General features: G+C 60.9%; 10 protein-coding genes. All 10 read left to right on the top strand.

The annotated features are described in order from the left end of the window. Positions 1-24 precede the first annotated feature (24 nt). The gene (locus ETAA8_RS07820; protein WP_145087221.1) at positions 25-1,416 is read left to right on the top strand and encodes a DUF1552 domain-containing protein; all 1,392 of its coding nucleotides are present in this window, start codon (positions 25-27) and stop codon (positions 1,414-1,416) included. Positions 1,417-1,519: 103 nt separating this feature from the next. Next, a complete protein-coding gene (locus tag ETAA8_RS07815; protein WP_202921654.1) occupies positions 1,520-3,430 on the top strand; it encodes a PSD1 and planctomycete cytochrome C domain-containing protein in 1,911 nt (636 codons plus the stop codon). A gap of 242 nt (positions 3,431-3,672) precedes the next feature. Next, positions 3,673-4,974 carry a DUF1501 domain-containing protein gene (locus ETAA8_RS07810; protein WP_145087217.1) on the top strand — a complete coding sequence of 434 codons (1,302 nt, stop codon included), beginning with the start codon at positions 3,673-3,675 and terminating at the stop codon, positions 4,972-4,974. 72 nt (positions 4,975-5,046) lie between these two features. Further along, positions 5,047-5,181, top strand: coding sequence for a hypothetical protein (locus ETAA8_RS35560; protein ID WP_261343623.1), 135 nt, complete (start codon positions 5,047-5,049; stop codon positions 5,179-5,181). Positions 5,182-5,272: 91 nt separating this feature from the next. Next, on the top strand, positions 5,273-6,865 hold the full coding sequence (locus tag ETAA8_RS07805; RefSeq protein WP_202921653.1) for an outer membrane protein assembly factor BamB family protein: 1,593 nt from the start codon (positions 5,273-5,275) through the stop codon (positions 6,863-6,865). A gap of 18 nt (positions 6,866-6,883) precedes the next feature. Beyond that, complete coding sequence (locus ETAA8_RS07800) at positions 6,884-8,077, top strand: hypothetical protein (protein ID WP_145087213.1); 1,194 nt, start codon at positions 6,884-6,886, stop codon at positions 8,075-8,077. Positions 8,078-8,126: 49 nt separating this feature from the next. Beyond that, a complete protein-coding gene (locus tag ETAA8_RS07795) occupies positions 8,127-9,569 on the top strand; it encodes a DUF1501 domain-containing protein (RefSeq protein ID WP_145087211.1) in 1,443 nt (480 codons plus the stop codon). Positions 9,570-10,248: 679 nt separating this feature from the next. Further along, on the top strand, positions 10,249-10,389 hold the full coding sequence (locus tag ETAA8_RS34455) for a hypothetical protein (protein WP_202921652.1): 141 nt from the start codon (positions 10,249-10,251) through the stop codon (positions 10,387-10,389). A gap of 268 nt (positions 10,390-10,657) precedes the next feature. Further along, positions 10,658-11,170 carry a hypothetical protein gene (locus tag ETAA8_RS34450; protein ID WP_202921651.1) on the top strand — a complete coding sequence of 171 codons (513 nt, stop codon included), beginning with the start codon at positions 10,658-10,660 and terminating at the stop codon, positions 11,168-11,170. After that, on the top strand, positions 11,125-13,230 hold the full coding sequence (locus ETAA8_RS07790) for an MGH1-like glycoside hydrolase domain-containing protein (RefSeq protein WP_202921650.1): 2,106 nt from the start codon (positions 11,125-11,127) through the stop codon (positions 13,228-13,230). The genes ETAA8_RS34450 and ETAA8_RS07790 overlap by 46 nt, the downstream gene beginning before the upstream one ends. Positions 13,231-13,248: the final 18 nt, after the last annotated feature.

Here is a 13,248-nt window from a genome sequence, read left to right as displayed (position 1 = left end):
CCTTTCCCAGCCCGGAGCCGATCCATGAAACGCAATCCGATCTCGCGTCGCACCTTGCTCAAGAGCGCGTCGGCGGTGCTCGCTTTGCCCTCCCTGGAAGTGATGGCGAGCGACGCGAGCAAGGGCGATGCGGCAGTTCCCCCGCCGCGGTTCGCGTTCTTCTACGTGCCGTTCGGTGTCAACACCACGACCTGGTTTCCCGTGGCGACCGGTGCTGAGCACGATTTCTCGCCGGCGCTTGAGCCGCTGCGTCAGTTCAAGTCCGATCTGACGATTCTCGGCGGGCTGCACCACCACCGACCGGGAATCACCGGCCACCTGACAATGGACAGCCATCTGACCGGAACCAATCCGACCAGGGGCTTCAACACGCAATCGTTCGATCAGTTGCTCGCCGACAGGATCGGGAAAAAAAGTTATTTGAAATCGATGGTCCTCTCCACGGCCGGCGGCACCGGTTCCCCGGGAGAGTCCAAAACTCTGTCGTTCAACAAGGCCGGGGCACCTTTGGCAGCGGACAAATCCCCGCGGGCCGTTTTCAACAAGCTTTTTCCGCCCGCTGATCAAGCGGATCGCGATGCCCTGCGGAAACGCCTGCTGCGGCGGACCAGCATCCTCGACGCCCTTCGCGACGAGACGCGGGCGTTCATGCGGCCGCTCGGGCAGCCGGACCGCGACAAGATGAACGAGTATCTGACCAGCGTTCGCGAAGTCGAACACACCATCCAGATCCGCGAGGAGCAGCTCCGCCGCGGCCCGCCTGCCGGGGACGCGGCCGCCCTGGCCCTCCAGGCCAGCCCTTCGAACAACATGGAAGAGCGGCGGGCGTACATCCGCTGCATGTTCGACCTCATCTACCTCGGTTTTGTCGCCGACACGACTCGCGTCGCGAGTTACGCTCTCACCGACGAGAAGCAAGGCGGCTTCACTGATTGGTCGGATTTGTGCGGCAGGGGTGGGCCGACGGACTGGCACCAAATTGTCCACCGGCATGCCGAACCGGAAATGTCTGCCACGAGGCAGACCCAAATCGACCGCTGGCTCGTCGAGCAATTCGCGTATCTGGTCGGCCGACTGAAATCCACCAGCGAGGGCGAAGGCACATTGCTCGATCGATGCATGCTCTTGTATGGCAGCGGGAACTCCCGCACCCATCTGCATCGCAATCTGCCTCTTGTGCTCGCGGGAGGCAATGCCTTCCATTTGAAGCACGGCCAGTATCTCACCTACGTCGTCAAGAATCGGCTCGAGGCCGCCGTCGTAGTATCAGAAGAAGTCAAAAAGAGCAGCTACGCGTTGCTCGAAGAGGGTTCGGCGCCGTTCGCCAACCTGTTCGTCACCATGGCCCGGCAGGCCGGCATCGACATTCCCGGTTTCGCCGACAGCACCGGCGTGATAACGGACCTGCTGGCATGAGGAAACTTCAATGATCGAAACAAAGACAGGCTCTGCCCGACCGTTTCAAATCTTTGAAATTCGCATTTCGGATTGTTTTCGGAATGCAAACTTCGGATTTCGGATGTCCTTGATCGCGGCGTTGCTGCTCGGCTTTGTTAGCGAGGCAACCGCCGCGGAGCCGCCGACCTTCGAGCGCGATGTGCTGCCGATTCTGAATTCGCACTGCCTGCAATGTCATGGCGGGCTGCATCGCAAAGCGGAACTGGACTTGCGCACGATTTCCGCCGCGTTGGCTGGCGGCAAAAACGGCAAGGTTGTGACTCCGGGCGATCCGGACGCCAGCCTGCTGTGGAAGAAAATCAAAACGGATGAGATGCCCAAGAACCCGATCAAGGTTTCGGCCGAGCAGAAAGAGATCATCCGCCGCTGGATTGCCGCAGGGACGAAGTCAGTACAGCAGGCTAGTCAGTTTGTCGTGCCGAATAAGCCGCGTTCAGCGGACGAGATCGCCAAGCTCATCGACGACGAAGTCGATCGGCGATTGGCGGAAGGGAAGATTCCGGCATCGTCGCAAGCCGACGACGGCGAGTTTCTGCGGCGCGTCCGGCTCGATGTCATCGGTCGGATTCCGACGCGGGCTGAAGCGACTGCGTTTCTTGAGGACTCGTCGCCCGACAAACGTGCGACGCTGATCGATCAACTGCTCGCCCGGCCAGAGTACGGTGGATATTGGGCGCGGCTGTGGCGCGATCGCGTCGCCGTGCCGATCGGCGCCGGCGAGGATCTGAAGGGCCAATACACCGCGAACTTTCAAAAATGGTTCGCTGAAGAGTTCAACAAGAACCGGCCTTGGGACGAACTGGTTCGAGCGATGATCACGGCCGAGAGCGAAGACCCGCCCATCGCCTTCATCCGCCAGTGCATGGACGATGGCCAGCCCCGCGCGAACAAGTTGGCGGCCTCGGCCGCGCAGCGATTTCTCGGCATTCAATTGCAATGTGCCGAATGCCACGACCATCCCTTCGCGACCTGGACGCAGGACGAGTTCTGGGGGTTGGCAGCGTTCTTCAGCCGCACGGCCAAAGTGGAACCCAATCCCAAGAAAGGCGAGAACCGCAAAGGCATTCACGACACCGAAGCCGGTCCGCCCAAGACGCGGTTCGGCCTCTTGCCGTTGGAACTCAAGGACGGCGGCGCGGTCGTGATTCCCACGGATGCCGGTCCAGCGGCTGGCAAAGTCGTCCCCGCGAAATTTCTGGGAGCGGAAAAAGTTGATCTCGATCCGCAAGCGCCGCCTCGGCCCGTGCTGGCGGAGTGGATGACCTCGCCCAAGAACGCCATGTTTGCTCGCGCCACCATCAACCGATTATGGTGGCAACTCTTCGGTCGCGGCTTGGTCGAGCCGGTCGACTCGCTAGATCTTGAGAATCCAGCGACGCATCCCGAGTTGCTTGACTCACTGGCGGGCGAACTGGTGGCGGCGAAGTTCGACATCAAGCATCTGCTGCGTGGGATGCTGCTCAGCCGCGCGTATCAGCGATCGCATGTGGCGCTCGTTGAAAACGAACAGGACAAGACACTCTACAGCCACGCGACGTGTAAGGTCCTCGCGCCGGAAGCGTTTTGGGAATGCCTCGTGCTGTCCACCGGCGGCGATCCCGACAAGGGGGCGATCAGCGGAGCCTCAGGGACGACATTGGGGAGCCGCAGCAGTTTCTTGAATCTGTTCGACACCGACGAAATGGACGGCGCACCGAGCGACTACACGCAAGGCGTTCCTCAAGTGCTGACGCTGCTGAACGACTCGGCGATGCACAAGCAGAACCGGCTGGTGGAGCAAGCCGTGCGCGAAAAGGGAGAACCCGATGAGATCGTCACGCGGCTGTACGTCGCGGTGCTCAGCCGACGACCGCGCGAAAAAGAATTGAAGGTCGCTCGCGAGTTCATTGCCGAGCGGAAGGGAATGATGGAAGCCTACCAAGCGGTCTGGTGGGCGCTGGTGAATTCGCCGGAATTCGCGGTGATCCCGTAGCGGAAATCGTGTGAGTTCGAACCGAAGTCTCACGACTTCGGCTTCGACACATGTTGGTTGAACGGTCCTGACTTTACCTCGCGCGGTCTGAATAGAGGTCGCGTGCTTGACAAGTGGCTGGGGCATCCTGCCGCAGCCTTACGAATCCAAATCGGCTGCGGCTGAAAGCCCCAGCCACAAACATCGAGACATCCATTGAGGCCGCGCGACGTTTGCCGATAACTGATACAGAGAACAAACCCATGATGCCTAAATTTAACCTCACCCGCCGTGAAACATTTCGACTTGCAGCGGCGGGCGTTTCGGCTATTTCTTGTTCGGGCTGGCTCGGTTCGCTCGCGGCGCAGGCGGCGGAGGTGCCCAAGCGGAAGCACAAGTCGTGCATCCTGCTCTGGATGGACGGCGGGCCGTCGCAGACCGACACGTTCGACCCCAAGCCCGACGCGCCGCAAGAATACCGAGGCACGTTCAAGACGATCGCGACCTCCGTCCCCGGACTGCAAATCGCCGAGGGCTATTCCAAAGTCTCGCAGCTCATGCAGCACGCCTGCGTGATTCGTGGCATGAGCACTACCGAAGCCGCCGAGCATTGGCGAGCTCGTATCTACATGCACACCAGCTACCGGCCGAATTTTGCGGGATTGAGTTACCCGTCCTTCGGTTCCATTGTGTCATCACAGCGTGCCAACGAGAGTGGTCTGCCAAACTTTGTCGTCACCGGCAAGACGATGAACGACGGTGGTTTTGCGCATATTGCTGGCGGCGGCTATCTCGGACCCAAGCACAATGGACTGATTCTGCGCAATCTGTCGAAGGGATTGGAGAACGCCGCGCCGCCGGTGGACGAAACGGAGTTCGCCGCTCGACTGTCGCTGGCCGAAAAGCTGGCGGCTAGCTTTCAGCGGACCGCGCCGATTCCCGCAGTGGGGGCACAGCGATCGGCCTATCAGAGCGCAGTGGAGCTGATGCGGTCGCCCAAGAGCAAAGTGTTCGACTTGACCCAGGAGCCCTCCGAAGTTCATGACCGTTACGGCAAGCACGAATTCGGCCAAGGCTGCTTGCTTGCGCGGCGGCTGGTGGAAGCGGGCGTGCCGTTCGTCGAAGTCTATTTACAGGACTGGGACACGCACGAGCAGCGGCGGGCCGACATGGTCCGCAACGAACTACTGCCGGCGAGCGATCAGGCGATGCATGCCTTGATCACCGACCTGAAAGACCGCGGGCTACTCGACGACACGCTGATCATCTGGATGGGTGAGTTCGGCCGCACGCCGAAGACGCACCACGCCAGCGGCGCGCGGAACCACTACGACAAGGCCTGGTCGACCGCCTTCTTCGGCGGCGGCGCTCCCGGCGGCGCGGTGATCGGCAGGACCGACGACAAGGCCGCCGAGGTAATCGACCGCCCTGTCTCCGGGCCCGACTTCATGGCCACCGTCCTGAAGCTGCTCGGCATCGACCCGCATTTGGAACTGCAAGCCGGCAACCGGCCCGTCCGCGCCGCGGCACCGGGCGGGAAGCCGGTGAAGGAGATCACCGGTTGAACAGCCGAATGGCGAGTGATGATTGGCGATTGGTGAAGTGGGGTGACGCCGCCGGGGCACGACGTGTTCGCGATGCGATGTGTGGGCTTCCTCACCACTGTGCGCCGCGGCATCGAATGGGCCGCGACGGGCCAGGTCACACAGCTCGTCCCCGAGGAGTTCCCCACTGCGGACAAGGCCCTGCAGATCGCGGAGCCGAAGAAGTGACCGGTCAAGATTATTAGCAGCACGCCGCAAGCCGCTCGATCCGATGACACACCGGACTTGTTACGACGACAGGAGAATGGAGAACAGGAACATGAAGAACATCCCCGTACTCCTGATGCTCTGCCTAGTGCTGACTGTGCCGACCAACACTCGTGCCGACGTACAGCAGCCGCCTTCCCAGGCCGCTCCATCATGGCCGTGCTTTCACGGGCCGAACGGGAACTTCAGCGCCACCGAGTGCGGCTTGACGTTGGTCGATGACCTGCGGGATGCCAAGTTGCTGTGGAAGAGCCAGGAGCCGACGCCGCCCGGCGCCGCACAAAGCCCTCGGTATGGCAATCCGGGATGGCATGGAATCTCGCTGGGAAAATTCAACCCGCTCAAGATTCCGCTGGCCGATGGCGGCGAAGTCACGTCCGGCGGAGGTGTCCCGCTACCCGGTGGCGGAGCGAGCAGCCTGCTTGTCGCTGACGGCCGCGTGTACGTGAGTTACTTCGTTCCCAGCGGCGATTTGTTGGACGAGGCCGAGCGGGCGAAACGGGAAATCGGGCCTGGAATGTGGGTTCCGGATTATTGGCGAGTCGCGGCCGACGACGTGGTCGTGTGCGTGGATGCTGCTAGGGGTAAGACGCTGTGGAAGCAGGTGTTCAAGGACAATGGACTGAACTGGTCCGATCACAAGAGCATCATCACCAACCACACCGGAGCCGTGTTCGGTGGGCGCGTGTACGTGATCGGCTCGACCTGCCGCGTTTACTGCCTTGACGACGCGACCGGCAAACTCGTGTGGGAGAGCGACCTCGGCGCGGAACACACGAAGCTCGAACAGATCAAAGCCAAAGGCCTGGCTGGCAAGAAGGCTTTCGGCGGGATCAACCGCGGGCACTGCAACGGTTGCACGTTTGCAGCGGGTGTGCTGGTCTGTCCCGATTTCCAAGGCGGGCTGATCGGGCTCGACGGCGTGACCGGTAGGAAACTCTGGCAGGTGCCGAAGTGTCTCGCTCACCACGCCACGCCGACCCGTTGGGTTCACGCCGGCGGCGAATCGGTGCTCTGCGGCAACGTCGAGGGTAAGGTTCGCTGCCTCGACCCGCTCACTGGCAAAGAGCGTTGGACGCTCGAAACCGGCCGGCAGGAGACGTCCCTTTCAATCGCGGGCGACGTGCTGCTCCTGAACGCGAGCAACGAGACGATGGGGCCGGGCGACGAGAAACTTGTTGGCCGCGCCAGCGGGTGGAAGATCACCTCCGGCGGCGCGAAAAACCTCTGGGAACACACCGGTGATGAGAGGGTCGGGTTCGTCAGCGGCGGAATGAGCGGGCTACCCGTGTGGAAGGACCGGGCGTTCGTCCGCAATAAGTCTGGCACGACGATGCTTGACGTGAACAGCGGGAAGGTGCTGGCCCGATTCGACGGCGCGAAGACCGATCAGGAGAGCCACGGCTACTGTGCGGAGGGCCGCTTCTTCCACGAGCCAGACAGCCAGCACGGCAGCATCCACGACGTGCTCATGCTCGGCACCACGGCCGATACCTTCAAGCCGATGGGCAAACCCTGGAACACCCCGCACTATGACGCGACCGGATACGAGATGCCGATCAGCCACGCGGTCGTTGCGGGATTCCTTTACCTACGCGGGGCCGACGGCATCTATTGCTGGGACCTGCGCAAACCCACTCGTTAACTAACGGAGACCACAACGATGACTCGCATCCTTCTTGCGATCCTCTTTACGGCCAGCGCTGCGGTCGTTGGGGCCGAGCAGACGCCGAACGAGGATCTGACTGCACGCGTCGAGTACACGCTTAAAACCGCCCGCACCCGCGATCCCGTCCTCGGCGGTCCTCGCGACAAGGTGTCGGTCAGCGTCTGGATTCCCGACGGCGTGAAAACCCTCCGGGGCGGGATCTGTAACCCTTTCTCGAAGGGCGACGACGTGGGCAAGCACTGGCAGGCCGCGTGTCGTCACTGGCAGTTCGCTTATGTGCAAGTCGATTTCGACGCAGTGAAGAAGGAAGAGTTCACCCTCCTCGCGACCGGTCTGACCGACCTAGCGAAGAAGTCCGGGCATCCTGAGCTGGAGCACCTGCCGATGTGCTTCACCGGCATGTCGCGCGGCGGCGGGATGAGCATGCAACTCGCCGAGTTGATGCCCGAACGCACGATCGCGGTCGCTCCGGTGTGTTTGGAAGTTGGGCCCGGTTCCGACGCCACTCGCCGTGTCCCGGTGATGACGGTCTTCGGGGAAAAGGACGGCTCGCAGATGGAGAAATTGCTGACCAAACTCCCGGCGGAGCGAAAACTCGAAGCCCGATACGGGATCGCGGTTCAGTGGAATCGCAAGCACGAGTTCGCCTTGGCCAACAACCTGTCGTTTGTGTTCTTCGACGACGTGATTACCCGCCGACTGCCCAAACAGACGGTCGCGGACAAGCCCACTCCGCTCGCGGACATTCCGCTCGCAGACGGCTCGCTCGGCGATCTTGGCACCTGGGGCAAGGACGGTAAGGTTCCGACGATAGCCGCGTGGAAGGACTTCAAGGGCGACCCTGCCGCCGCCTGTTGGTTTCCCTCGCAGCGGTCGGCGACGGTATGGCAATCGTTTGTCGGGGCGAGCAAGGACGTGACCATCATCGAACCGCCTGGGCTGGGCGACAAACAACCGTTCTTTTTCCAGTCTGCCAAGAAGCCCGTGAAGGTGAAGCTCACACTCGGCGACGGAGTGAATCCGGCAAAGGTGGTACTGTGGGACGCCGACCAGCGCCTTGCCGAGAAGACCGAAGGCCCGTGGACGTTCCAGGTTTCCCTGAAGCCCGGCATTCACGCGCTAAACGCGACGGTGGAAGGCGGGGTGCGACGCACCTCGCGCCCCCACACCATCGTCGTCGACGAGTAAACTCACTGCCGATCCTCTCCGTGAAGTGGACCATAAGGAGCGACCGACCATGTTTTCCATTCGACCGGACAATATCCCCACACGGCGAGCGTTCTTGCGGATTGGGGCGTTCGGTCTTGGCGCGCTTGGACTATCGGGTTTGCTACACGGCAACCAATCTGTCGACAAACCGTGGGTGCGGGGTAAATCCGTGGTTTGGCTGTGGCTCGGCGGTGGGCCACCGCAGGCCGAGACGTGGGACCCCAAGCCCGACGCTCCGGATGGCGTCCGCACGATGTTCGGCACGGTCAAGACCTCCCTGCCCGGCATCGCTTTCGGCAGCCACTTCCCGAAGTTGGCCGAGCGAGCCAACCGGCTCGTGGTGGTCCGCTCTTTCCAGACTCCTTGCAAAGACCATCAAGAGAACTGGGTACGCACGATGCTCACGGGCACGGAGGCGAAACCCTCCCCACCCAGTGCTGGGTCGGTCTATTCCTTCCTTCGCGGGACCAACCATCCGACGACCGGGATGCCAAGCTACGTCCTCCTTGACAGCGGCAATAACGGGGAATTTCTCCAAGAGCACTTCCTCCGCGGAAATACGCCGGGCGACCTGCCCGAGGCCTATGCACCATTCAACCCGGCCGGTGTCGTCGTCCCACGGCCGAAGTCAACCGGCCCACAACGGAGGGCGGAATCCGAAGCCACCTTCTCACCGCTCCTGCGAAACATGGAGTTGCGGCTCCCGGCCGACCGAGCGGCCGATCGGCGGGAACTGCTCAAAGGGCTGGACGCCGCCGCCCGCAGCCTGGAAACAGACCCGGCATACGCTCCCCACGACGCTTACCGTGAGCAGGCTTATCGCGTGCTCAAAGGGAGTGTGGCCGAGGCCTTCCAACTCGACCGCGAGGATGCCAAAACGGTCGAGCGTTACGACACCAGCGACATCACGCTCACCTGCCCGAACTTCCTGAATCTGGCGGACTTCCCGCGCCGACCGTCGATGCTCGGCCGACAGATGCTTCTGGCGCGGCGACTGTGCGAGGCCGGGGCCGGGCTGGTGATGGTCGAGAACTGCGGCTGGGACTTTCACAACGAAGGATTGAATCCAGGGATGCAGGCTGGGCTTGAGGGCTTCGGGCCTCAGCTTGATCGAGCCGTGTCCGCCTTTCTCGACGACGTGAAGGACCGCGGGCTGGAAGACCGCATTCTGCTGGTGGTGTGTGGCGAGATGGGGCGGACGCCCAAGATTAACCCAAAAGGCGGTCGCGACCACTGGCCGACGCTGGCCCCGCTGCTGCTCGCAGGCGGCGGGTACAAGATGGGCCAAGTGATCGGCAAGTCAGACGCCCAAGCGAGCCGACCGACGACTTCCCCCGTGATGACCGCCGACCTCATATCCACCGTGTTGCAAACGCTCCTCGACCCCACAAAGTTGAGACTGTTCCCGAACATCCGGGCGGACATGCTTCGTCGCATCGAACAGGGGACACCAATTCCAGGCCTCACCTGACCCGAGGAGACCAGAACCAATGGCACCCGCACCGTCGTCAGTGGACGGTCATATTCGCGGCGGTCGGACGCCCAGCTAAGTGCTCGCCGGGAACAAAATGCTCGACCTATCCTGCCTGCGGTTTTAGCTGATTTGTAGCATTCAGCCTCAAAAGCAAGGCAAGATCGTTAAAACGAGGCCAATAGCCGGTGAACGTAGATAGGGGATCCGTGGTTTTTGTTGAAGGGTTGCAGTTCCGACGTGGAAAATAGCTCGAGGTTTTGGGCTTCAGGGTCGTTCGTTCTAGTGCGGTTACACGATGGTGTAGCGTGGCTAGCGGCCCGCTGCTGGCTGTATTTTGTTCGACAAAACGCCGCTAGCACCCAGCAGTTTGCCGCTACACACAACTTGTATCCGCACTAGGACAATCGGCGGAAGTCATTTCAACGAATTTCGGACAAATGTTACGCCGATCATCACGCGTCTATGATTTCGAACGGATCGAACCGCCAGCAAACATGCAGATCTGCTGTAGCAATGGGCCTTGTCGAACAACTGCTCCGAGGGAGTTTTGGGAGGTAATTGCGTTTCCTTTTTCGAGTTTGATCGTCGTCCGGTTGCTTGTGCAAGGATGCTGTCGGTGATCGGCATTAGCCAGCCGCGTAGAGCTGATGCCCACGCAGGCTCCCGAACTGTGGCTATGGCGAAGCTCCACTCGACTACGCCCTACGCAATCAATCCGCAGCAATGCCGCCTCAATAACCGCGACGGACTACCCGCAGCGCCGTTCTGTTCGCATCCGGAACTGCTCATGTTCGAACCGGATTTGCCGCGAGAATAGCCGCTCACCTTTCGGTTGCTTAGGTCGAGTTGGAGAATCTACGTCAAACAGATACTCGGCGTTTGCCAGTTGACGCGCTGGCCCCACTTTGCGACGGGATATCAATGCTCCAACGGCGCAGTGCGGGAGCTTGGGACCCGACCGAGACAATGGTCCATTTATTGGCGATCGAGTTCGGGCCGTCGAAACCTCGATAAGGTAGTATGTGGCTAAGAATTGTGCACGACGTCAATGTTGGCGTCTGAGCCAACTCCGAGGAGCGTTCTTCATGCGTTGGTCCCGGTACATGTTGGTTGTCTTCCTTTCGTTGACAGCGATGGCCTTCGCGCCTCGGTCGTTGCCGGCCCAGGTGCTCGACAAACAGCGGCAGTTGGAGAGTCAGATTTTTTGGGACAACCGCGACTGGGACTGGTATGCCGAGCAGATCCCGTTCTTTGAGTGTCCCGACGCGGACATCACTACTACTTACTACTACCGATGGGAACTCCTGACGAAGCATCTCACCTATGGCTCGCCCAATAACGGTTATTGCTTCACCGAATTCATCGACAGGCCTTTCTGGTCAGGTGCTTATGGAGCGATTAGCTGTCCCGCAGGCCATCAACTTTACGAGGCGCGCTGGCTCCGACGGCCGCGAATTTCCCGAGACTATGCTCGCTACTGGTTCCAGACGCCTGGCGCACAACCGCGGAACACAGTACCTGGCTCGCCGATTCGGTTTGGGCGGTGCAGGCAGTGCATGGCGATGACGGCTTCACGGTGGCGTTGCTGCCGCACTTGATCAAGAACTACGAAGCCTGGGAGCAACGCCATTTTGTCGCCGAGGTGGGCCTCTTTTGGCAGACCGGGCATGACGATGGCATGGAATACAACATCAACAGTCGGCAGACGAAGGATATCCTCCGCGGTGCTCCAAGTTTCCGGCCCTCATTCAACACCTACATGTGGGCAGATGCGCAGGCCATCGCTCGGATGGCTGAGCGGACTGGCGACGTTGAAACAGCGAAACGATTTCGGGCGAAGGCCGATGCACTGAAGGAACGAATACAGGCACTCCTGTGGGACCCCAAGCGGGAATTTTTCTTCCCGATGTATCGCGACGCGGAAGAGCGCGATGGACACAAGATCAAAGCTCGCACCCTTACTTACGAATCTGGACAGTTCGCGGAGGATCCGCATGGCCGCGAGTTGATCGGCTTTGTCCCATGGCAATTCAACATGCTAGACGAGAACAAGGGCTATGAGGTCGCCTGGAAGAAGATCATGGACCGCGATGCGTTTTATGCCGACTTTGGCCCGTCGACGGTCGAGCGTCACGATCCGCTTTTTCTGCTGAAGAATTCTTGTTGCTGGTGGAGCGGACAGTCGTGGCCTTATGCCACGACGCAAACTCTCAAAGGGATGGCGAATCTGTTGCAGGGCGGAGAGCGAACCGTCGTCACTGCCGACGATTATGTGAAGCTCTTGCAAGTTTACGCCCGCACGCACCGGAAGCAGGGCCGGCCCTACTTGGCCGAAGCGTGCCATCCCGACACGGGTTCTTTCGAGGGCCACGACGGGTATAACCACAGCGAGCACTATTTCCATTCCGGCTATTGCGACCTCGTGATCACAGGGCTGGTCGGACTGAAACCAGTCAGTCCGATGGCATTCGACGTTCAGCCACTGGCACCTGCGACTTGGGATTGGTTTGCTCTCGACGACGTCAGCTATCACGGCCGTCGAGTTAGCATCGTTTGGGATCGGCGGGGCACGCGCTATGCCCAGGGTGCGGGCATGCACGTCCTGGTCGATGGTCAGAAGGTCGCGTCGGCACCGAACCTGGAACGGTTATCGGTATCACTTCCGCCGCAGGCCCGGCCCAAGGCTGATCCGACTCATGAAACCGCCGTGAATTTTGCGGTGAACAACGATGGGACGTATTACCCACGGCTGACTGCATCGTATTCGGCACCAAAGACATCCACGGGCAAACTCCACGATGGGAACTATTGGTATCACCAACATCCGCCGAATCGTTGGACCTGCGAAGGTTCGCCGAACGAGCGCGACTGGGTGATCGTCGACCTGGGCACGCCGCGGCGCGTCCATACGGTAAAGCTCTATGTGCTGGACGACGGCGGCGAGTCGGGGTCGCTGGTGCGAACGCCGGAGCGGATGCAACTGGATGCCTGGATCGAAGCGGCATGGCGCCCAATTGCCCCGACAGATCGCCACCTTCAAGAACCGCTGGGTCACCGAGCCAATGTAGTTCGCTTCGATCCCATCGAAACGAATAAGTTCCGCGTCACGCTGCAGCACCGCGCCGGCACGAAGTCTGGACTGACGGAGATCGAAGCCTGGGGCGACGCCAAGTTGCCGCTGGCTCAGGCTCCGCCGCCGGAGGGTAATTTGGCTCTGAACAGTGATCCCAAGACCAAGGAGTTTCCCAAGGTGAGTGCTTCGCATACTTCGCGATTCGATCGCCTAACAACGGCTAACGACGGCATCACGAACTTCCTGCCTACGCCTGCGAATCGTTGGACGAGTTATGAATCGAAGTCGCCCAGCGATTGGCTCGAGATCGATTTCGGCCGCGACGTAGAGTTCCGCCGTATCGAACTTGCACTTTACGACGACCGGGGCGGCGTGCAGGCTCCGTCGGCATATGTCGTCCAGCAGTGGACCGGAACCGAATGGCGCGATGTACCAGACGCCAGAAAGTCGCCGGAACGGCCAGTCGGCGGACAGTGGAATGAGGTCCGCTTCGATCCCGTGACTGCGACTAGGGTTCGCATTGTCTTCACCCACCGCGGCGCAGCCCGCAGCGGCGTTACTGAAGTCATGGTCTGGAATGATTAGAATCGCTTCCGATGTTCA

The organism is Anatilimnocola aggregata (assembly GCF_007747655.1).
Taxonomy (GTDB): Bacteria; Planctomycetota; Planctomycetia; order Pirellulales; family Pirellulaceae; genus Anatilimnocola; species Anatilimnocola aggregata.
Note: the sequence above shows the minus strand (reverse complement) of the source record. Positions and strands in the feature narration are given on the sequence as shown.

Excerpts from the sequence above, each read along its gene's own strand:
- ETAA8_RS07820 (WP_145087221.1), top strand. The coding sequence starts at position 25 with ATGAAACGCAATCCGATCTCGCGTCGCACCTTGCTCAAGAGCGCGTCG.
- ETAA8_RS07805 (WP_202921653.1), top strand. The coding sequence starts at position 5,273 with ATGAAGAACATCCCCGTACTCCTGATGCTCTGCCTAGTGCTGACTGTG.
- ETAA8_RS07815 (WP_202921654.1), top strand. The coding sequence starts at position 1,520 with ATGTCCTTGATCGCGGCGTTGCTGCTCGGCTTTGTTAGCGAGGCAACC.
- ETAA8_RS07810 (WP_145087217.1), top strand. The coding sequence starts at position 3,673 with ATGATGCCTAAATTTAACCTCACCCGCCGTGAAACATTTCGACTTGCA.
- ETAA8_RS35560 (WP_261343623.1), top strand. The coding sequence starts at position 5,047 with ATGCGATGTGTGGGCTTCCTCACCACTGTGCGCCGCGGCATCGAATGG.
- ETAA8_RS34455 (WP_202921652.1), top strand. The coding sequence starts at position 10,249 with ATGGCGAAGCTCCACTCGACTACGCCCTACGCAATCAATCCGCAGCAA.
- ETAA8_RS07795 (WP_145087211.1), top strand. The coding sequence starts at position 8,127 with ATGTTTTCCATTCGACCGGACAATATCCCCACACGGCGAGCGTTCTTG.
- ETAA8_RS34450 (WP_202921651.1), top strand. The coding sequence starts at position 10,658 with ATGCGTTGGTCCCGGTACATGTTGGTTGTCTTCCTTTCGTTGACAGCG.
- ETAA8_RS07800 (WP_145087213.1), top strand. The coding sequence starts at position 6,884 with ATGACTCGCATCCTTCTTGCGATCCTCTTTACGGCCAGCGCTGCGGTC.